The sequence below is a fragment of the Actinomadura sp. 9N407 genome, assembly GCF_044326315.1.
GTDB lineage: Bacteria > Actinomycetota > Actinomycetes > Streptosporangiales > Streptosporangiaceae > Spirillospora.
Genome location: NZ_JBIRAW010000014.1, coordinates 1 through 20285, shown reverse-complemented (window position 1 = coordinate 20285; position 20285 = coordinate 1). Strand labels below are relative to the sequence as shown.

The 20285-nt window shown below is 68.3% G+C and carries 20 protein-coding genes; 10 read left to right on the top strand and 10 right to left on the bottom strand.

Annotation, left to right across the window (positions count from 1 at the left end):
• Positions 1-109: 109 nt before the first annotated feature.
• Positions 110-1840 (bottom strand): L-aspartate oxidase, encoded by a 1731-nt coding sequence (locus ACH34Q_RS22610; RefSeq protein WP_395985005.1) that lies wholly within the window; start codon positions 1838-1840, stop codon positions 110-112.
• A gap of 654 nt (positions 1841-2494) precedes the next feature.
• On the opposite strand from ACH34Q_RS22610, the gene ACH34Q_RS22605 reads away from it, so the two are divergent.
• Together ACH34Q_RS22605 and ACH34Q_RS22600 are read left to right on the top strand one after the other, a co-directional pair.
• On the top strand, positions 2495-3457 hold the full coding sequence (locus tag ACH34Q_RS22605) for an alpha/beta hydrolase (RefSeq protein WP_395985004.1): 963 nt from the start codon (positions 2495-2497) through the stop codon (positions 3455-3457).
• Positions 3454-4179 (top strand): alpha/beta fold hydrolase, encoded by a 726-nt coding sequence (locus ACH34Q_RS22600; protein ID WP_395985003.1) that lies wholly within the window; start codon positions 3454-3456, stop codon positions 4177-4179. The genes ACH34Q_RS22605 and ACH34Q_RS22600 overlap by 4 nt, the downstream gene beginning before the upstream one ends.
• A gap of 377 nt (positions 4180-4556) precedes the next feature.
• Here ACH34Q_RS22600 and ACH34Q_RS22595 read toward each other — a convergent pair whose 3' ends face one another.
• On the bottom strand, positions 4557-5078 hold the full coding sequence (locus ACH34Q_RS22595) for an alpha/beta hydrolase (protein WP_395985002.1): 522 nt from the start codon (positions 5076-5078) through the stop codon (positions 4557-4559).
• Positions 5079-5116: 38 nt separating this feature from the next.
• On the opposite strand from ACH34Q_RS22595, the gene ACH34Q_RS22590 reads away from it, so the two are divergent.
• On the top strand, positions 5117-5329 hold the full coding sequence (locus tag ACH34Q_RS22590) for a TetR-like C-terminal domain-containing protein (protein ID WP_395985181.1): 213 nt from the start codon (positions 5117-5119) through the stop codon (positions 5327-5329).
• A 241-nt stretch (positions 5330-5570) separates the two neighbouring features.
• On the opposite strand, the gene ACH34Q_RS22585 is transcribed toward ACH34Q_RS22590, so the two are convergent.
• The 3 genes from ACH34Q_RS22585 to ACH34Q_RS22575 form a co-directional block, all read right to left on the bottom strand.
• Entirely contained in the window at positions 5571-7139 is a 1569-nt protein-coding gene (locus ACH34Q_RS22585) for a hypothetical protein (protein WP_395985001.1), read from the bottom strand.
• A gap of 185 nt (positions 7140-7324) precedes the next feature.
• Positions 7325-9325 (bottom strand): substrate-binding domain-containing protein, encoded by a 2001-nt coding sequence (locus ACH34Q_RS22580; RefSeq protein ID WP_395985000.1) that lies wholly within the window; start codon positions 9323-9325, stop codon positions 7325-7327.
• 396 nt (positions 9326-9721) lie between these two features.
• On the bottom strand, positions 9722-10348 hold the full coding sequence (locus ACH34Q_RS22575; RefSeq protein ID WP_395984999.1) for a TetR/AcrR family transcriptional regulator: 627 nt from the start codon (positions 10346-10348) through the stop codon (positions 9722-9724).
• A gap of 146 nt (positions 10349-10494) precedes the next feature.
• Between ACH34Q_RS22575 and ACH34Q_RS22570 the strand changes: the two genes are divergently transcribed.
• The 4 genes from ACH34Q_RS22570 to ACH34Q_RS22555 are packed head-to-tail and all read left to right on the top strand — an operon-like array spanning position 10495 to position 13755.
• Entirely contained in the window at positions 10495-11325 is an 831-nt protein-coding gene (locus tag ACH34Q_RS22570; protein ID WP_395984998.1) for a M24 family metallopeptidase, read from the top strand.
• Positions 11322-12257: an alpha/beta fold hydrolase gene (locus ACH34Q_RS22565; RefSeq protein ID WP_395984997.1), complete on the top strand. Its 936-nt coding sequence runs from the start codon at positions 11322-11324 to the stop codon at positions 12255-12257. Before ACH34Q_RS22570 ends, ACH34Q_RS22565 begins: the two co-directional genes overlap by 4 nt.
• Positions 12254-12847 (top strand): SDR family NAD(P)-dependent oxidoreductase, encoded by a 594-nt coding sequence (locus ACH34Q_RS22560; protein WP_395984996.1) that lies wholly within the window; start codon positions 12254-12256, stop codon positions 12845-12847. The genes ACH34Q_RS22565 and ACH34Q_RS22560 overlap by 4 nt, the downstream gene beginning before the upstream one ends.
• Positions 12844-13755 (top strand): metal-dependent hydrolase, encoded by a 912-nt coding sequence (locus ACH34Q_RS22555; RefSeq protein WP_395984995.1) that lies wholly within the window; start codon positions 12844-12846, stop codon positions 13753-13755. The genes ACH34Q_RS22560 and ACH34Q_RS22555 overlap by 4 nt, the downstream gene beginning before the upstream one ends.
• 378 nt (positions 13756-14133) lie before the next feature.
• Here ACH34Q_RS22555 and ACH34Q_RS22550 read toward each other — a convergent pair whose 3' ends face one another.
• Positions 14134-14703 (bottom strand): hypothetical protein, encoded by a 570-nt coding sequence (locus ACH34Q_RS22550; protein ID WP_395984994.1) that lies wholly within the window; start codon positions 14701-14703, stop codon positions 14134-14136.
• 136 nt (positions 14704-14839) lie between these two features.
• On the opposite strand from ACH34Q_RS22550, the gene ACH34Q_RS22545 reads away from it, so the two are divergent.
• Positions 14840-14992 carry a hypothetical protein gene (locus tag ACH34Q_RS22545; RefSeq protein WP_395984993.1) on the top strand — a complete coding sequence of 51 codons (153 nt, stop codon included), beginning with the start codon at positions 14840-14842 and terminating at the stop codon, positions 14990-14992.
• Positions 14993-15107: 115 nt separating this feature from the next.
• Here the strand turns inward: ACH34Q_RS22545 and ACH34Q_RS22540 are convergent, their stop codons facing one another.
• From ACH34Q_RS22540 to ACH34Q_RS22530, 3 genes are all read right to left on the bottom strand, one after another.
• Positions 15108-15353, bottom strand: a complete 246-nt coding sequence (locus ACH34Q_RS22540) for a helix-turn-helix domain-containing protein (RefSeq protein WP_395984992.1) — start codon at positions 15351-15353, stop codon at positions 15108-15110.
• On the bottom strand, positions 15353-15844 hold the full coding sequence (locus ACH34Q_RS22535) for a DUF2975 domain-containing protein (RefSeq protein ID WP_395984991.1): 492 nt from the start codon (positions 15842-15844) through the stop codon (positions 15353-15355). The genes ACH34Q_RS22540 and ACH34Q_RS22535 overlap by 1 nt, the downstream gene beginning before the upstream one ends.
• Before the next feature lie 315 nt (positions 15845-16159).
• Positions 16160-17617, bottom strand: a complete 1458-nt coding sequence (locus ACH34Q_RS22530) for a PLP-dependent aminotransferase family protein (RefSeq protein ID WP_395984990.1) — start codon at positions 17615-17617, stop codon at positions 16160-16162.
• 122 nt (positions 17618-17739) lie between these two features.
• Between ACH34Q_RS22530 and ACH34Q_RS22525 the strand changes: the two genes are divergently transcribed.
• Both ACH34Q_RS22525 and ACH34Q_RS22520 read left to right on the top strand, forming a co-directional pair.
• Positions 17740-18579: an EamA family transporter gene (locus ACH34Q_RS22525; RefSeq protein ID WP_395984989.1), complete on the top strand. Its 840-nt coding sequence runs from the start codon at positions 17740-17742 to the stop codon at positions 18577-18579.
• Between the two features lie 211 nt (positions 18580-18790).
• Positions 18791-19624: an MBL fold metallo-hydrolase gene (locus ACH34Q_RS22520; RefSeq protein ID WP_395984988.1), complete on the top strand. Its 834-nt coding sequence runs from the start codon at positions 18791-18793 to the stop codon at positions 19622-19624.
• 299 nt (positions 19625-19923) lie between these two features.
• Here ACH34Q_RS22520 and ACH34Q_RS22515 read toward each other — a convergent pair.
• On the bottom strand, positions 19924-20285 hold a 362-nt coding region (locus tag ACH34Q_RS22515; protein WP_395984987.1), incomplete at its 5' end, for an NAD(P)H-binding protein.

Genomic DNA, 20285 nt, shown 5'->3' with positions numbered 1-20285 from the left:
TCCGGGCTGTGATGGCTGCGCCCGACGGAAGGTGGATGCGTCCCGCCGCCGTCCCAGCCGTCGGCTGAGCGAGCGCTCCGGATGGTGGGGTTTCGTGTGCGGGCGGTCTCTACTCCACGAGCTTTCCGTCGGAGGAGACATGGCGCATGAGTGCGGCGATCTGTTCGGGGATCGGCGGTATCTCCTGGCGTTCGATCTTGCCCGGCCCCGACCACACCAGGTTGACCTGGAACGACTCGTCGAGATCGGGGTGGTCCGAGCGGTTGTGGCAGCCGCGGGTCTCGCGGCGTTCCAGGGCCGCTTCGAGGGTCGCCCGGGCGGCCAGCGCCGTGGACTTCAGGTCGAAGGCGTGCGCGAGGTCCTGGTAGCCGGCGTTGTCGGGGTGGACGCCCAGATCGCCGGTCCGCGCCTCGATCGCGTCCAGCTCGGCGAGGCCCTTGAGCAGGCCCGCCTCGTCGCGGACGACGCCGCAGTGTTCGGTCATGGTGTTGCGGACCGCGCGCTGCAGCAGTCGCACGTTCTCCGGGCCGTCGCAGGCCAGGAGTTCGTCGACCTCGCGTCGTGCCTGGGCGAGCGCGTCGGCGCACCGGCGCTGGGTTTGGAGGCCGGCCGAGTAGGCGGCCGCGGCCTCGCCGACGATCCGGCCGAACACCAGCAGTTCGATCAGGGAGTTGCCGCCCAGCCGGTTGGCGCCGTGCAGTCCGCTGGCGGCCTCCCCGATCGCGTACAGGCCCTGGATGTCGGTGCTGTGGTCTTCGGGCCGTACCCATACACCGCCCATGGAGTAGTGCGCGGTGGGGGCGACCTCGATCGGGTCCTCGGTGATGTCGAGCATCTGCAGTTCGAGGAGGGTCTGGTGGACGCGCGGCAGCCGGGTCATGATCGTTTCGCGAGGGAGGTGGGACACGTCCAGCAGGACGCCGCCGCCCGGGGTGCCCCGGCCCTCCTTGATCTCGGTGTAGGCGGCCAGCGCGACGCGGTCGCGGGTGGACAGCTCCATCCGCTCGGGGTCGTAGCGGGTCATGAACCGTTCGCCGATGTCGTTCAGGAGTATTCCGCCCTCGCCGCGGGCGGCTTCGGAGACCAGGGTGCCCGCGACGTCCTCGGGTTCGATGAGGCCGGAGGGGTGGAACTGGACGAGCTCCGGGTCGCGGATGCGGGCGCCGGCGAGCACGGCCAGGCGGAAGGAATCGCCGGTGTTCTCATCGCGCCGCGAGGAGGTGTGCCGCCAGATCCGGGTGTGACCGCCGGTGGCCAGGATCACCACGTCGGCCTGGATGACGTAGCGGGTTCCGTCACCCAGGTCGAAGCCGTAGGCGCCGAAGACCGCGCCGTCGCGCACCAGCAGGCGGGTGATGTGGACGGTGTCCAGGATCGGGATGTCGAGCTGGGCCGCCCGGTTCACCAGCGTGCGCTGGATCTCCAGTCCGGTGTAGTCGCCGCTGAAGGCGGTGCGCCGCCAGGTGTGGGCGCCGAAGAACCGCTGCGAGATCCGCCCGTCGGACTCGCGCGCGAACGGCATCCCGTACCGGTCGAGGTCGGCGATGCCGCGGGCGGCGCCCTCGGTCACGATCCGCACCGTCTCCGGATGGGCCAGCAGGTAGCTCTCCTGCAGAGTGTCGGCCGCGTGCTGCTGCCAGGTGTCCCGCGGGTCCATCGTGGCCAGGGCCGCGTTGATCCCCCCGGCGGCGAGCGTGGTGTGGGCGTCGGTCTTGAGCCGCTTTCCCACCGCGAGCACACCGACGCCCCGCTCGGCGAGTTCGATCGCGGCACGCAGCCCCGCGCCCCCGGTCCCGATCACCAGAACCGGCGCCGCGATCCGCCGTTCCAAAACGTCCATGCTCGCGCTCCTTGAAGACTGAGGAATTCGATGGTCGCCCTTCACCCTCGGCCGCAGCGCCGGAATCATCGGCGAATGGAGCACGAGTCCGAGGACTTCGGTCCCACGTTTCTCTCATTCGGCGAGGGGTGAATTCCAAACGCTTCGTTCAGATCCGCCGCACCGCACAAGGGCAGGATTCGCGAGCGTGCTGCGCTGAAGAAAGAGCTACCACCTGAGACAAGGCAGCGGCCCGTGCTGTGACACCGACAGCACCCGAACGGGCACATCTGGCAAATGTGGCCGGGAACTGTCACACCTCGAAGGGCTGTCCTGTCATACCTGTCGACTGGATGGCGAGGGCCGCCCCGGCAGGCAGGAAGGCACGTCATGAGGATCGTGGTAGTCGATGGCGCCGGTCTGATCGGGCCGAAGACGGTGATCGGTAACACCGTGAGCCGCCCGGGCGGACCAGCCACGCAAAGACAGAAAATGAGCACCGGCCCGCTCGAGAACGCGTGGATTCCGCCTCCGCGGGGACGGGATCCGCCTCCGACACCTCGTCGCGGCGCTCGGCGATGGAGCGCAGGAATTCCTGGGTGGCCCCTGCTCGCTCAGGCGCGAAACGGCACAGAAAACGTGCACAAGATGAATCTGGACGGAAGGTAGCAGCACATGACCAGCCACTTCCTGGAGCCGGCCGCGCAGGAGATCGCGGACGCGACCTCCAAGCCCCCGTTCCTCTACGAGCTCGGTACCCAGGGCGCCCGAAAGGCCCTGGACGACATGCAGGCCACCCCGATCGACAAGCCCGACGTGAACGAGAAGTGGATCACGGTGCCCGCCGACGTCGGCGACGTGCGGGTGCGGATCCTCAAGCCTGTCGGGTCGGCCGGCGCACTGCCGGTCGTCCTTTACGTCCACGGTGGCGGCTGGGTCCTCGGCAACACCGGCACGCACGACCGTCTGGTGCGCGAACTGGCCGTCGGCGTGAACGCCGCGGTCGTGTTCGTGGAGTACGACCGTTCGCCCGAGGCTCGCTACCCGGTCGCGATCGAGCAGGCCTACTCCACCGCCCAGTGGATCACCCGGCACGGCGACACCGAGGGACTGGACGCGTCCCGGATGGCGGTCGCGGGAGACTCGGTCGGCGGCAACATGACCGCGGCGCTGGCCCTGCTCGCCAAGCAGCGCGGCGATGTCGCCTTCGTGCACCAGTCGATGTACTACCCGGTAACCGACGCTGCCCAGGACACCGACAGCTACCGCGAGTTCGCCGCCGGCCCGTTCCTGACCGCCAAGGGCATGGCCTGGTTCTGGGACGCCTACACCACCGACCCGGCCCAGCGCGCCGAGATCACCGCCTCACCCCTGCGGGCCACCCTGGACGACCTGGCCGGACTTCCGCCCGCGTTCCTGATCGTCGACGAGAACGACGTGCTGCGCGACGAAGGCGAGGCCTACGCCCGCCGCCTCACCGAGGCGGGCGTCCCGACCACCAGCGTTCGCTACAACGGCATCATCCACGACTTCATGATGCTCAACCCCGTTCGCGGGACTCGCGCGGCCACGGCCGCCATCGCCCAGGCCATCGAAGTACTGAAGGCCGCCCTTCACACTGGAAAGGTGAACTCGTGAGCACCACCGACCGACCCGTCATCGTCCTGGTCCACGGAGCCTTCGCCGAATCGGCGAGCTGGAACCGGGTGGCCCGCCGGCTGCGTGAGCGCGGACTGGACGTCCTCGCGGTGGCCAACCCGTTGCGCAGTGTGGCGAGCGACGCGGCGTACGTGCGCGACGTGATCGACGGGCTCGGGCGGCCGGTCGTCCTGGCCGGTCACTCCTACGGGGGCATGGTGATCAGCGAGGCCGCGGCCGGCAATCCCGCGGTCCGCGCCCTGGTCTACGTCGCCGGCTTCGCGCCCGAGCCCGGGGAGAACGCGTTCCTGCTGTCCGGCAAGTTCGAAGGCAGCACGCTGGGCGAGGCGCTGGCCGCCTACCCGGTCTCCTCCGGAGGCAACGAGTTCCGCATCACCGAGGACAAGTTCCACCACCAGTTCTGCGCCGACCTGGACGCCGACGAGGCCGCCCTGATGGCGGTTACCCAGCGGCCGGTGACCGAGAAGGCGCTGACCGATGGGCTGACGGTCAACGAGCCGGCCTGGCGCACCAAGCCGTCCTGGTTCGTCTTCGGCGACCGCGACCTCAACATCCCGGCCGAGCTGATGCGGTTCATGGCCGAGCGGGCCTCCTCGCGAGGGACCCGCGAGATCGCGGGGGCCTCGCACGCGATCGCGGCATCGCAGCCCGACGCCGTGGCCGACGTCGTGATCGAGGCCGCCGGGGGCGTGAAGGACTGAGAGGAACCTTCACCCGATCGAACGGCCTGACGCCGCCGGGGTTCCCGAATCTCTGGATCAAGCGGGGGTTCCAGGAACCCCGGCAGAGTTGCCGGCGTCCAACTCAACGGCCGCCTACAGCAAGGCCCGCCGATCGGCTCTGGCTTACCGCGTTGTCCCGGCTGGTGAACCGCCACTGGTGGGCGGACATCTTTCCAGTCACTCCGGCGACGATCCTGCGCCGGCACCGCAACCTGGTCGCGTGCAAGTGGGCCTACACCGACCGGGCTCGGGCGTCCTCTCCCGGGACCTCACCCAGGCGGCGAAGGCCTCGATCGCGTCGACGACCGCCTCGAAGCGGAAGGAGTGGTACAGGTCGAAGGCGTGGTGCCCGCCCTTCAACTCGGCATAGACGACGGGGGCGGCCGAGGTCTGGCGTAGCCGGTCGGCGAAGTGCCGGGGGTCCGCTGCGGGCACCAGCGTGTCCTTGTCGCCGTGTGCCAGGAAGAAGGGCGGTGCGTCCGCGGTGATGCGGGCCAGCTGCGAGGACTCGGGCCCCTGGCCGAAATAGGGGCGTACCAGCCGTTCAGGTAGATGGCGCCGGTCACGGAGGTGTCGGCGTCCTCGAAGCCCGCCTGGAAGGCGGGGTCGTTCTGGGTGAGCGCGGCCAGCCCCGCCATGTGCCCGCCCGCCGAACTGCCCGCGACGAACAGCGTCGTCGGATCGGCGCCGTACTCGTGGGCGTGCTCGCGCACCCAGGCGATGACCCTCTTGAGGTCGATCAGGTGGTCGGGATGCTGGAACTCGGGCCGCAGCCGGTAGTTGGCGCTGACGCACACCCAGCCCTGACCGGCGAGCCGGTAGATCAGCGGCAGCGACTGGCTGTTCTTGTGGCCTCCATCGTAGTGGCCCCCGTGCACGTGGATCAGGACAGGCGCGCCTTGCGGCCCAGCCGCGCATCGCCACGTTCAGGCAACGGCTCCACCGAGCCCAGGACGCCGGTCAACTGCACCCGGACGCCGACCTCGACATCGCCCTCGACCTGCTGTACGGCCCGCTCTACCACCGCATGGCCCTTCACCTCGGCATGCCCGACTCCGCCTACCTCCACTCCCTCATCACCCACGCCCTGCGCGCTCTCACCCCGCCTACCTCCACCGCCCCCCACTGACGCATCCGAGAGGCTCCTGATCCTGCGGATCGGGGAAGAGGGCCGACAGAGCCGAGAACTCGGGCACCCCCTCTGGTGAAGGCGGGCGGCGGCTCGACCATGGCGGACAGGAAGCCGCGCAGCGCGGCGGTCACCTCCTCTGGCGCGTTCACGTTGCGGGGCGCACTGCCATTGGCCGGTCGGTTGCTGCTCATGTCCCTTGTTGTGGGGATAGGCGTGGTGAGTTGCACCCGAGACTGGGCTATCCGCCGGTGCGGACTCGGCCGGTGAGCGCGGCGAGCCTCTCGCGGAGTTCGGTGTAGGGCTCGGCCGCGCGGACGCTCTCCAGTACGTCGACGGCCTCCGGTGGGAACTGCTCGGGGGACCAGCGCTGGAGGGTGAGCACGGCCAGGCTGCGGTAGCTGTGCACATGGCTCCGCAAGGCGGTGTGGATGATCTCCCACCCGTGGCCGGGATAGGTGCGCAACCGGCTGAGGACCAGGTCGAGGATCTTCTCGTAGGGATCCGCGTCCCCGGCGGGCTCCGGCGGCCCGGTCATCAACCGCCGCAGCGGCAGTAGCCGTCCGGCGGCGGCGAGCGCCACGTCGATGCCTTCAGCGGTGTTGGGGACGCCGACCCTCGCGGCGGGGCCGCCGTCGAGGAGCCAGCACCAGACCCACTCGTTCAGGGGGTCGGACTCCAGCCGGCGCAGCAGGTGGTCCTGGACGGGCGGTCCGGCGTGCCCGGCGACCCAGGCCGCCTTGACGAATACCTGCTGCTCGGCCGCTGCCAGGCTCGCTTGCACGATTTCCTGGGCCGCCGGTGACGACAGGAGGTCCCGGTATAGGTCACGTACGCGAGACAGTCCTTCGGTGCTCCAGTGACCTTCCCCGGCACGAGGGCTGCACACGAGCGCGTACACCGGCACCAGCTGGCACAGACGGTTCAGTGTCAGCGGCCGTGCGGCGACATGCCGGGCATAGTGCTGCACGGCGGCCTCGGCGTCGCGGTAGTCCAGAATGCCGAGCTCGGGCGATTCGAGCTCACACAGCGCGTACAGCACCAGTTCGGCGCCGCGCAGGAGATCGTCGTCGACGGTGTCGGCGGCGAGCGTTCCGGCCAGGTCCCCGGTCTCGGCGACGACCTCGGCGAAGTAGACGTCCAGGAAGCCGCCGTCGCAGGCGTCGCGGATCAGCCAGTCCTTGTCGCGCTGCTCCACCTGTGCTCCACGCAGGCCCCTGATCGCGTCCACTCGTTCCCAGTCGCTGGTCCGGCGGGCCATTTCCAGCAGCGCTTCGTGCGGGCGCGACTGTGAGGCGGCCAGGGCTTCAGCTGCGCCGCTGACGCCGCTCAGCGAGGCGAGGGTGAGGATGAGGTCGCGGTCGTCGTCGTGCCCGGCCACGCCCAGCAGGATCAGACCGAGGTCGACCGCGCTCCGATGGGTACCGGTCCCGGCCAGCCATCGCCCCAGCAGACGAAGACGGTCCGCGGGCACATGACCGAGTTCCCGGATCCCGGCCGCCAGTTCGTCGCGGACGCCATGGACGTACAGTGGCCGGATCCGGTCGTCGAGCATCGACAGCGGTTCACGGTCCGGTGGCCAGTGAGTGACCGCCCGGTCCAGCGTCTGGACGAGTTCCGCGATGTCGGCACGGGTCGGATCGCGCCGATGGGGCTCTTCCTCCCCGTCCGCCGGCGCGTCCGGCATCGGACGGCCGCCTTGGGGCAATGGACCGGAGCCGTGCATCCGTCGCAGCCGCTGAGCGTGTTCGTAGTAGGGGAGCCCGTCCCCGATGGGGCCGCCGAGCTCCCACTGTCCCCGGCCGCTCATGCGAGCGCGGCCTGGACGTCCCTTCTATAAATCATGGATGAAACGTACACCCTGGGCGGCGAATGGATGAGCCAGACAGCAGCGGACCAGGATGCGGCCGTGCCGTGGGCTTCTTCACGCCCGGGCGTGCCGGCAGAACCCTGACTCATCGCGCGCGCTCGCGCATGGAAGTGGCGCTCGGCCCCCTACAGGTGCCCGAAAACCTCGTTGAAGACCCGATCGAGGTCGACACGCTCCTTCTTGGCGTCGTAGTACTTGCCTTTGGTGGCGATGCTGATGTCCTTGAGTGCGTTGGCATCCTTGTCCGGATCTATGACGCCGTAACCGATCGTGTAGACGCGCGGTACGGGCGTCTCCTCCGCTTCGTCGGCCAGCCGCTTCCTGAGTTGGTCGAGAGTTAGAGACTTTCGCGTGTCGTAGCCATCGGACAGGAGGATGATCGTTGGCGTCAGTCCGTCGCGACCACTCGATTCCTTTCGGAGTTCGCGGACGGCCGCCAGCACGGTGTCGTGGAGTGCGGTGTTCCCACCAGAGGCGATGCCGGAAATTTTATCATCAAATTCTTGTTTGCTTTTATTTTCCTTCAGGTCCTTGCCGGGCGTCGCGGAGAATTCCTTCCGGTAGTTATCGGCAAAAGACCAGACCGTGAGTTCGTCATTATCCCCCAACTGGTCGATCAGCTTGTCCTGCAACTGCTCTTTGACGATCTCCAAGCCGGTCTTGAATGCGCCTTGATCGGGCGACCCCATGGAACCGGACCGGTCGATGAGCAGGAGCACTCTGGCAGACCGGCGCAGACTTCCAACATTCTCATGAATGGTCCGCAGGGCCTCGGTGTCGGGCTTCGGAAGAAAAGGGGTACCGCTGCGATTGTCAGGCAGGCCGGCCTGCTTGGCCACCTTGTCGGAGAACATCCTGCCGTCATGGCCGCGAAAGCCCTTCTGCCGGAAACGGTCCTGCCGGTCGGTGTCTCGCAGGAAGTCACGGAAATCGCGGGCGACCTTGCCCTGCGCGGAGTTCATGGTGGACAACAGGGTGTAGGGGTGGTCCATCACGACCGTGCCGTCCCGAGGATAGAAGACTCGCAACGGTTCCTGACGCGGTGACGGGGGTTGCTTCTGGGACACCTCAGGATCACCGCTGTTGTAGAGGTAGGACAACTCCTCCTGCATGATCACGCCGCTGAGATAGGACGAGGCCTGTCCTTCGCCGTCCTCCTCTCCCAGGTTCTTCAGCAGGTCCATCACGTCGTCCAGTCGGTACTGCATGGAGGACTCGACATTGCGCACGTCATTGGTGATCTGCCGGTCCCTGACATGATCGACCGTCAATTTTCCTGGCTTGTGGTGCTGAGATGCGGCAGCGTAATAGGACGCCACGGTGGCGGCGAAGGCGGACGTCGACCTCTCCGGATTCTCTTTGGCCAGAAAGAACCGCTCAGTCAGCCCGGGATTCCTCAGCCGTTTCTGCTCCCAGCTTTCGGGATCGCGCGCATACCCCAGCACCTCCTGCCATCCGAACGTCCGCTGGTTCCAGCCGAACGCCGAGGCGACCTTCTCCGGCATGGCGATGACCAGCGGGCTCTGGGCAACCGACTCCACTTTGCCGACCGGCTCGATCGGTGCGTCGTTACGGGCACGCAGGAGATCCACCCACATCGAGGAGCTCGGCATCCATACATGGGGGAGTGGATCGGGCTGATCCTTGCTGCTCAGATCTTCCAGCGCGGCCCCCGACGTCAACTCGACCACGGAGATGTTGGAGCAGGTTCGCCTGGTTCCGTCGTACTCGTCGGCCAGGTCCTTGAGGAGGAGGTCCTTCTCCGCGCTCACCATGATCGTCAGTGGTGTACGGGTACTGCAGACCTTGGACAGGTTGTCCACCAGGCGTATCACGTTGCTGACACCCAGCGCGAAAAAGGCTACAAAGGCCACCATGATGAGGATTCTCCTCGCCAAATTCGGTTGAGTAGGGCGGAGGCGACGCAGCGCCCGCCAGCCTCGGCCGACCCACGACCGGAGGCGCCCTGACCACGTCTGTCCTTCAGACTCTCCGGGGTTCTGTTCTCCAGGCCCTCCGGGGTTCGGAATGTTGGGATTGGCGATCCTGGCGGCCTTGATCGTTCCGTACATCCCGATCACAGCGACGATGATCGAGCCGATGATGTTGATCAGGACATCACGCATCGTCGGGTCCAATCCTGTGTCTCGCCCATGGAAGATCCTTCGGGATGAAAGACGCTAGCGCAGGTACGTTTCAGATATGACGACATTGATGCGATGCGCCATAGGCGATTCAGGGACTCGTTTCCCTCGTTGTGGTGTCACCGCGACCCGGAGCCGTCCTACCTTCGACGAAGCATTCACCTCGCCGGTGCCCGAGTGCCGAGGTGATCCGGAACCCCGTCCGGGTGCCACGGGCGAGGCCGATCGCCGAACGCCGGGCCGGCACCGTACGGGCGCGAGTGCACCGATCGGTTGTTGATCTATAACGCGTTCCGGGCCGCGGGCCGTCACCACTCTGCCGAGGCCGCAGGACCGGTGCCGCCCGTACCGCCGGCTGCCAAGGTTTCCCCATCTCGGTCACCTGGATGCGGGTGAGGCCGGAGCGCCTGCGTCAGAATCGACGGGCCCGACGGCCTGCAGCACACCCGCCAGGACGCGTACGGCGAGGTCGCGGAGTTCGTCGCGATTCATGCCCGGCTCGGTGAGCCAGGAGGTGGTGGCGCCTTCCACGAAGGAGAGCCAGCCTTCCAGCGCGATGCGCAGGGTGGGGCCGGGCGTGGTGTCGCCGGTGATGCCGTACGACAGCGCGGCGAGCAGGCGCCCGCGGACGCGGTGGTGAAGGCCGCTCACCTCGGAGTCCACGCCGACGCCGCCGCTCGTGATGGCCTGGAACGCCGGGCGATGGGTGTCGGCCCAGCGTAGGAAGCCGTCCAGCGTACGGGTCAGCCGCTCGGCCGGGGACAGTTCGCCGAACTCCTCGGCCAGCGCGTTCAGATGGCCGGTCGCCTCCTCGATGACGGCCAGGAAGAGACCGCGCTTGCTGCCGAAGTAGTAGTAGATCAGGCCCTTGGCGACGCCGGCGGAGGCCGCGATCTCGTCGATGGACAGGGCGTCGTAGGGGCGGTCGGCGAAGAGCCGGGCGGCGGCCTCCTGGATCGTGGCGCGCCGGCCGGGCCGCGTGCCGGTGTGGCGTCGGTCCGCCATCGTGCCCCCTCGCTCCGTTCGGCCGATCCTACTGGATTTGCGTCTAATAAGATGCCTGAGCTTCTTGACTTTCGTTCAGGTCCGCCGCGATATTGGACACTTAATCCAATTGCGGCGTCGGTGACCACCGGACGGAGTGTGCGGCGATGAGTGAGGGCCTGCGGCGGTTTCGGGACCTGCAGAGGCTGGCCTACGAGGCGGCCGAGGCCGTGGCGGCCGGCCTGGAGCCGGGGGTGACCGAACGGCAGGCGGCCAGGCGGATGCGGCGGTGGCTGGCCGATCGCGGGGTGGACGACTGGTTCCATGTCCCGTTCGCGTGGTTCGGGGACCGTACGGCCTTCCGCGGGATCGTGCTGCCGCACCAGTTCCTGCCGACCGACCGGCGGCTGGCCGAGGGCATGCCCTTCATCCTGGACGCGGCGCCGATCGCCGGCGGCTACACCGCCGACATCGGCTACGCGGGATGCCTGGGCGCCAACGAGCCGTGGGAGCGCCTGGTGGCCGACCTGGCCGACTACCGGCGGCTGATCGTGGACCTGGTCCGCGAGCGGCGCACCTTCGCCGACATCTACGCCGCGGTCGACCGGCAGATCGTCCGGCACGGGTACCAGAACCGGCACCGCAAGTATCCCGGCCGGGTGATCGGCCACCAGGTCGGGCAGGTCACCAGCCGGCTGCCCCGCAATCTCATCGTCGGGGCCTTCGGCGTCCGTACGGCCCAGACCCTCGGACGCGAGCTGGTCAAGGAACGCCTTCAGGGGCGCTCCACGCTGTGGAACGGCTCGCGGCGGTCGCAGCACCCGCCGACACCGGGCCTGTGGGCGGTGGAACCGCACCTGGCTCTGGGCGATGTGGGCGCCAAGTTCGAGGAGCTGCTGGTGGTCACCGAGGACGACGCGTACTGGCTGGACGACGACCTGCCGCATGTGCACCGCTGGGCGGCCGGAGCCGACGCCGTCCGGGAGGATCGTGCATGAGCGACTTCAGCAGGAGCACGGTCAAGTCCGAAGGGGCCGAGCTGGCCGTGCGCGAGTTCGGCGACCGGGACCGGGTGACCGTCGTGTTGCTGCACGGCTATCCCGATACCCAGGCGGTGTGGGAGCCGGTCGCGGGGATCCTGGCCGGGGAGTTCCACGTCGTCACCTATGACGTGCGCGGCGCCGGTGACTCCACGCGCCCGCGCCGCACCGGGTCGTACGCGATGGAGAAGCTGAGCGGGGATCTGCGCGCGGTGGTGGACGCGGTCTCGCCGGGACGGGCCGTGCATCTGGTCGGGCACGACTGGGGATCGGTGCAGGGCTGGGGGGCCGTCACGGGGGCACGGCTCACCGGCAGGGTGGCCTCGTTCACCTCCATCTCGGGGCCGTGCATCGAGCATTTCGGCCAGTGGGTACGCGATCGTCTGCGCCGTCCCACGCCCCGGAACCTGAAGCAGCTGTCCGGCCAGTTCGCCCGGTCGTGGTATCTGATGGGCGGCCTCATCCCCGGGGTCGGGCAGCTGGTGTGGCGGCTGGGTGGCGTCCGGCTGTTCCCGGTGCTCATCGGGCGGCTGGAGGGCATCGAGCGCAAGCCCGCCCCGACGTTCCGCAGGGACGCGCTGGACGGGATGAAGCTCTACAAGGCCAACGGCCTGCGCTTCCTGCGGCCCGGCCGGTCGGCCCGTACCGACGTGCCCGTCCAGGTCATCGCACCGACCAAGGACCTGTTCGTCTCGCCCGAGCAGTCCAAGGACCTGAACCGCTACACCGAGCGGCTGTGGCGGCGGGAGATCCCGGCCGGGCATTGGGGCTCCATCGGCGCGCAGGGGCCGGCCGTGGCGGTGGCCGTCTCTGAACTGGTCCACCACATCGAAGGCCGGGCGCAACCGGAGGCGCTCGAGCACGCCGCCGTTGCGGCGCTGACGCCATGACCAAGACCTACGACGGCAAGACCGTCGTGGTGACCGGCGCGGGCAGCGGCATCGGCCGGGCCACGGCCCTGGCGTTCGCCGGGCGGGGCGCCCGGATCGTGGCCGCCGACATCGACACCGAGTCGGCGTCCCGTACGGCCGCGCTGGCCAAGGCGCTGGGTGCCGCCGCCCACCCGTTCACCGTCGATGTGGCTCGCGAGGAGTCGATGGCCGGGTTCGCCGACGAGGTCGCGAACCTGACCGACACGCCCGACGTCGTTGTCAACAATGCGGGGATCGGGATGGTGGGCTCGCTGCTGGACACCAGCCCCGAGGCCTGGGAACGGATCGTGCAGATCAACCTGGGCGGGGTGGCTCGCGGCTGCCGGCTGTTCGGCGTCCAGATGGTCGAACGAGGACAGGGCGGCCACATCGTCGATCTCGCGTCGGCCGCCGGGTTCACCCCGAACCGTGCCATGGCCGCGTACGCCACCACCGAGGCCAGAGCCGACCATGCCCTGTCCCGCCTGTCCCCGGGGACGATGCGGCTGATGGCCCGCGTCGACCCCACATCGCGATGGAAGCGCGAACCGAAGGGAAGGAAGTCATGACCGAGTCTCCTGGCACGGCGGCCATCGACGAGCGGCACCCGGCCATCGTTCCGCGGCGGGTGAAGTTCGACTGGACCGGCACGCCCTTGCACTGGATCCCCGGCGAACCGGTCGCCACCCACTTCATCAACACCCTGCACCTGCTGCTGCCGGCGGGCGAGCGCTGGTTCGTCCATGTCTACAAGCAGACGCTGCCGCTGATCGGCGAGGACGATGTCCAGCTCCGCAAGGAGATCAAGGGGTTCATGGGCCAGGAGGCCGTGCACGCCTACTCCCACCAGGGCGTCCTGGACCACCAGATGCTCGAGCGCGGGCTTGATCCCCGGTCGCTCACCCGCAGGATCGAATGGCTGTTCAAGGTCATCCTCGGCGACCGGCCACCGTTCCCGGTCATCTCGCGCCGGCGCTGGCTGAACCTGCGCATCGGCATCATCGCCGGGATCGAGCACTACACCGCCGTGCTCGGCCAGTGGATCCTGGACGCCCGCGAACTGGACGAGGCCGGCTCCGACGCGACCATGATGGACCTGCTGCGCTGGCACGGCGCCGAAGAAGTCGAACACCGCTCCGTCGCCTTCGACGTCTACCAGCACGTCTCCGGCGCGTACTGGCGGCGGTTCGGGACGTTCTTCATCGGCGTGCTCGCGTTGCCGCTGGCCGTGTACTTCGGTGCCGCCTACTTGTGCGCCAAGGATCCGGAGCTGCACGGCGTGCGGCCCCGGATCCGGGACTACCGCCGCGCCGTCCGCCGAGGGCTGCTGCCCAGCAACCGGTTCATGATCCGCGCAGCCCGCACGTATCTCAAGCGGAGCTACCACCCGTCCGCCGAATGCTCCACCCAGAAGGCCCTGGATTACCTGGCCACCTCGCTCGCCGCGCGAGCGACCCGTACCGAACGGGCTTCCTGACCGGTCGCGGTTCCGTGCACGGCTCCTCGCTCAAAAAGGCGCTCAGGCGATGAGCCGTGCACGGGCCGCGGCCTCCCCTGGCACATCAGCGACACGGTAAGGCCGTTCTGATGAGCGATGAGATCCTCTCGTCCCGTTCACGTTCGATGTTCGCCCTCACCGGACGGCTCCTCAGTCCTTCTTCGGCGGTTCAGGGAGCAGCGGACCGTCGCCGTTCTTCTCGGCCGGGTCGCTCTTGGCGGGCTTGCCGTCCGGGCCGCTGCTGGAGGGCTCGCTCGGCGACGACCCGCTGGCGGCCGAGCCGGCGGTGGTCCGGGCTGTTCGCCGACGCTCCTCAGACGGGGAAGCAGGCGGTCTGCTCGTTGTGGCGGAAGGGCGTCACCCATGGCCGGTGGTCGGTCGTGCTGCCGCCGCTGCCGCGCGGGCCGTCGTTCCACCGGCGTCGACCTTGAGCGTCACTTTGGTGTGCTGCCAAATGTCGTAGTGGTCGAGGGTGAGGATCCCGCAGTCGCCGTGGGGATCGTAGACGAACGCGTCGGCGTAGCGGCCGTTCGTGAAGTTGTAGATCTCCGCTCCTGACGGGAAGGTGCCGAGGCGGCTGTAGTTGTAGGAGCCGTCGGCGGCTCGGTTCCAGAACGAGATGGAACCTGAGGCGTGGTTCTTGAAGGACAGCATCTTGTTCATGTAGTAGCTGCCTTCGAACCGGACGCCGTGGCAGGGGAGGATGGGGCCGCCGAAGAAGCGCCGGCCGGTGTAGATCCAGTCGGTGTTCGGCCATATGCAGACGCTGTTCTGAGCGCACCCTGGCCCGGTGATCGGTTCCTGGTTCCATCCGGTCCGGTAGGGCGGGATGAGGTCGGCCGAAGCCGGCGCCGTCCCCAGAAACGCGGGCGCTACCACGGCCAAAGCCACCACGGTGGCCTTTGCCGCCAGTTTCCTCGTCGCCATGAGTACTCTCCTTGTTTCCCCAAGTGGCCCATTTCGATTCCACGTGGGCGTCCCATCGGGTGGGTGAGAACCGGCGGAGAATCTGGTTTTCCCCGCGCCAGACTTCATGGTCGGGCAACGAGGCAGGGCGCTTCCAGTGACGAAGCAGCATGACATCCTGGGACATTTGTCATACGAGAAGGTGATTGGTGCACAAATAGTCGTGCATCATCGTTGGATGAGGGGCCTGGACCTCGCCGTGGTGAACGCGGAGATGATCCGAATCGCCGCGGGGTTTGATCTGGTGTGATGCGGCTGAGAGAGGCTGTGTGCATCAGGACAGCCACTTAACCATCATGTGTGAGGACAAACAGAATTCGCTAGCTTGGTGGCTGCCGTACTAGGGTCCGTCTTCCACTTCTGCTTTAGCCACCGTTGCCGATGGCTGAGGTGCCGGTCGTGGTGTCCTTGGCCTCGAAGCGCAGCAGGTCTCCCGGCTGGCAGTCGAGCGCCTCGCAGAGCGCGGCGAGTGTCGCGAAGCGCACCGCTTTGGCGCGGCCGTTCTTGAGTACCGCCAGGTTCGCGGGGGTGATCCCGACGCGGTCCGCGAGTTCGCCCACCGACATCTTTCGTTTGGCCAGCATCACGTCGATGTCGACGGTGATCGGCATCAGATCACCTCGTCCAGCTCGGCCTGCATCAGCGTCGCTTCGGCGTCGCGCGCGACGGCCTGAGCGAGCAGCATCCGCAGCACGAGCACGAGGAGCGCGACCCCCAGGATGGCGAGGCCGATCCCGCCCATGATGACGGTGACGCCCGGGTCGTCTCGCTGGCCCGGCGCATTGAGGGCCGTGACTGCGAACCACACGAGGGCGGCCGCCACTACCGCGCCGATGATGACGTCCACGTACCGGAAGGCGGCGTGGGAGAACACGGTTCCGCGTCGCACCATCGTCACCAGTCGCCATACGCAGACCCCGATGACCTGGACCGTCCCGATGCCCAGGATCGTGATCACGCGCAGCGGGGTCAGCGGGAGCGAGCCGTCCTCCGGGTCGCTCCCGCTGACCAACGCCCACACCATCAATGCCTGTACGAACACGGTGCCGGTGAGCACCACCACGAGTACGGCGCGCAGCGCGCGCACTGTCAGCTTCCCCATGACTCACCTTCCATCGCGATACGATCGAAATCTATCGAAACTCGATAGATTGGGCAAGGGGTCGGCTGAGGAGGCAGGACTTGCTCTGATGTCACTTCTGGCCGGGTGAGAAAGCGATGCGATGCCGCAGGCGAGGTGCGCCTGCAGGACTTTCGATCTTGCATACCGGCCGAACTCGCATGTTCCCTGGTCAGGCTGGGTCGCGTGGGACTCGAACCCACAATCTACGGATCAAAGGGCCAGCCATTCTGGTGCCGCTCGATGCCATTCGTAGCAGCCCTCCTGCGCGACGTTCTCGGTGGAGCTTGCGGAGTCTCAGTGAGTCGGCGTGGGGTTGTCGTTTCTGAGGGGGCGGGACTGGTGTTGGACGGCTGTGGCGAGTGCGCGGATGCCCCGCCTGATCTGGTGCTCGCTGACATTGCCGAAGCCGAGCACGAGGGCGGGCGGGCGCGGGTCCGGTTCAGCTTCGGCGTCTGCGGCCGCGAATCGGTAGTGGCCGAGTCCGTTGACCCGTACGCCCAGGGTGGCCGCGGTCGCCACGACGGCGCGCTCGGATGCCCCGTCCGGGAGGCGCAGCAGGGCGTGACAGCCGGCCGCCAGCCCGTGTAGCCGGCCCGGCCCGAAGGCGGCCTCGGCCTCGGCTGCCAGCACGTCCCGGCGTGCGCGGTAGATCTCGCGCACGCGTCGCAGGTGGCGGTCGAAACGGCCCGACTCCATGAGCAGCGCCAGCGCTTCCTGATCCAGCCCGGGGGCGCCGCGACAGCTGAGCCGTTTCTCCTCGACGATCCCCGCCACGAATCGCGGTGGCGCGAGCACCCAGCCCAGCCGGATCGCGGGTGCGAGCGTCTTGCTGACCGACCCCAGAGCGATCACGCGGGCAGGGTCGAGGCCCTGCAGTGAGCCGACCGGCTGACGGTCGTATCGGAACTCGGCGTCGTAGTCGTCCTCGATGATCACCCCGTCGACCTCGTTCGCCCAGGCGACCAGGTCGCGTCGCCGCGACGGGCCGAGCGCGACACCGGTGGGGCATTGGTGGGCCGGCGTCAGCAACACCGCCCGTGCTCCGGACTGGTGCAGGCGGCCCACGTCGAGGCCGTGGTCGTCGACGGGAACCGGCACGGCGTCCAGGCCCGCGCGGCGGGCGATGACGTCGTGCTCGCGGGGGCCGGGATCCTCCAGCGCGATGCGCTGGATGCCGTGCCGCGCAAGCGTCGCGAGGGCGAAAGCCAGCCCCTGCCGGAAACCCGAAACGATGACGGCGTCCTCGGCTACCGCGCAGCCCGACCGAACGCGACGGTGGTAGGCGGTGACGACCTTTCTCAGGTGCCTGGAACCGGCCGGGTCCTCGTCACCCAACTCGGCGGTCGGAAGGGTCCGGGTCGCCTCCGACACCGCACGACTCCAGTCCGTCAACGGCACCGAGCCGAGATCGGGGATGCCGTACCCGAAGTCGGCCTCGGCCGGTCCGGTCGACGACGCCGACGCCGACGCCGACGCCGACGCCGCTACGATGTCGGGCGGTTGCCGGGCAGGCAAGCCGGACGGTATCGCGGCCACCCGCGTCCCGGAGCCGGCCGCCGCCTCGATGTACCCCTCGGCCAGCAATTGTTGGTAGACATCGACGACTGTGCCGCGTGAGACGCCGAGCAGTTCGGCCAGGCGTCGAGTCGACGGCAGGCGTTCTTCGGCGCCGAGCCGTCGATCGCGGATCGCCGCCCGTAACTGGTCCTGGATCTGAATCCCGAGCGGACCAGCGCCGCGTTCCAGCGCCACCAGAAGGTCGGGCCCACCTCGCGCCCACTCCACTGTCATGCCACCAGTACATCAGGTGGTCTACTCAGCCGATCCGCGACTGGACCTACAGCCTGGACCGGATCGGCCCCAGGCTCGTTTCCATGAACCTCGGGATCCTCCTGGCCCTCTCGTCGGCTCTCGCCTACGGCGCCGCAGACTTCATCGGCGGCGCCGGCTCGCGTCGGTACTCCTCATGGCAGGTCGTTCTGGTCGGGCAGGCCGCCGGCGCGCTCGTCATGCTCGTGGCCGGGCTGACGCTGCCGGGTAGCCCGGCGACACCCGACTTCGCCTGGGCGCTCCTGGCCGGGGTCGGCTCGGCGACCGGCAGCATCTTCCTGTTCCGCGGGCTCGCCCGCGGAAGGATGGGCCTGGTGGCGCCGATCTCGGCGGTCGGGGCCGCGGTCCTTCCCGTGCTGGTGGGCGTAGTCGTCGGTGAGCGCCCCAGTTGGCTGGTCTGGGTCGGTGTGCTCGCCGCGCTTCCGGGGATCTGGTTGATCTCCCGTGAGACCGCGCCGGACCGACCGGAGCGTACGCGGGGAGCGCTCGTCGACGGCGCCATCGCGGGCGTGGGCTTCGGAATCCTCTTCATCGCGCTCGCGCAGATCCAGGCTGACGCCGGCCTGCTGCCGCTTGCCGCCAACCAACTGATCGGCGCGATCCTCACCGTCCTCGCCGCCACGAGCCTCCGACAGCGATGGCGTCCCTGCCGCGGTGTGGTCGGATGGGGGAGTGCCTCCGGCGTGCTCGGCGCCTTGGGCACTCTCGCGTTCATGGTCGCCACCGGGGTGACCAGCCTCGGCATCGCCGGAGTCCTGGCCTCCCTCTACCCGGCCGTCACCGTACTGCTCGCGGCCGGCGTGCTCGGAGAACGGATCGGCACCGGACAGCGAACAGGCCTCGGGATCTGCACCCTCGCAGTTGCCGCCTTGGCTCTCGGCTGACCTCAACACATCACCACAGCCCTACAACGAGAGGTCACGGGATCGCCCGCATGACATCCAAGCCAGCGGCCATGCAGGCCGCGCCAGCAAACCAGGATGACCCTGGCAGGCAGAATCAAGGCAGGAGTCAACGAATGAACGACACCAAGGTGCTCTGGCACTTCACGATGTCATCGGGCGGTTTCGTAGCCGGCCCGGAAGGAGCCACCCCGTGCTGAGGCAGATCGCGGAGGGCGTGCTGGTCCACGAGAGCGAGTTCGTGCAGAGCAACGCCGTTGTCGTGCACGGCCGGGCCGGCGCGTTGCTAATCGACCCCGGAATCACGGGCGAGGAAATGGCCTGCCTCGCCAACGACCTGTCCGATTCGGGCCAGACCGTTGCGGCAGGCTTCTCGACGCATCCGGATTGGGATCACCTACTCTGGCACGCCCAGCTCGGCGCGGCCCCTCGCTACGGTACGGCTCGCTGCGCGGCCACCGTCCGGGATCAGCTCTCCGACCCGGATGCGAAGGCCCGCACCGCCGACCACCTGCTCGAGACGGAAGTCGCCGGGCAGGTCCCGATGGACCTGCTCGGCCTCATTACCGCCCTGCCCGCCGGAACCACGCTGATGCCCTGGGACGGCCCTCAAGCCCGGATCATCGAGCACCAAGCGCACGCCCCGGGCCACGCGGCGCTGTTCATCGAGGAACGCGGTGTTCTCGTCGCCGGTGACATGCTTTCCGATGTCCTGGTTCCGATGCTCGACCTGGACACCGCCGACCCGATCGAGGACTACCTCGCAGCGCTGCGGCTGCTGGAAGAAGTGGCGGGCGGCGTCGATGTCGTCGTCCCGGGCCACGGGTCGGTCGGCGGAGCTGGTCAGGTACACGCACGGATCGAGCTGGATCGGGCGTACGTACTCGCCTTGCGCGAGGGCCATGTTCCCAGTGACCCGCGGATCGGCCCATCGGCCAAGCCCGGCTGGGAGTGGGTAAGCGATGTGCACACAGGGCAACTCCAGAGCCTCGCCCGAAAAAGCGAGCCCGACCGGACACCCGGCTAACGATCGGGCTGCAGCACACGATGACCCTGCCAACTGCTGACGCAAGACAGCCGGCGCTGTAACGGCCCCTCATCGTGGCTTCGGCGAGAACACGCGTACCGGCACAGGAGGTGCGGCGGAAGTCGTCACTCGACCGAGTCTTCCGCCGCACCGGCAGTCAGTAAGGCAAGTGAACTCTCAACAAGAAGAAGAGGAGGAATGAATAATGCCGGAGAAGATTCTCGGCCATTTGCCGACGAAGGACCTGGAGAAGGCTGAGAGCTTCTCAGCCGCGCTCGGCTACTCCATGAACCCGGATTTCACCGACGAGGACGTGGGCCTGCGTTGTGATCAGCGACGAGATCCAGGTGGTAGTCCTGGTCGAGCCGCTCTCCAGGCGCTTCACCCAGCGTGACGTGGCCGATGCCACGAAGGTCACCGAGACCGTCCTCGCTGTGCGCGACGTGGATGACGCCGTCGGAGTCCGCGGCCGCCTCCATGAGCCCGTCGAGATCCTTCAGGTCGCTGCGGCGCACCTTCGCGCCGAGCGCTGACACCGCTGCCGCGGCCGTGTCCGACCGGGCCAGGCCGGTGACCTCGTGCCCGGCGGCGATGAGCTCGGGGATGATGGAGGAACCGGAATGGCCGGACCGGTGACGTCGGTCTGCTGTCACCGGTCCAG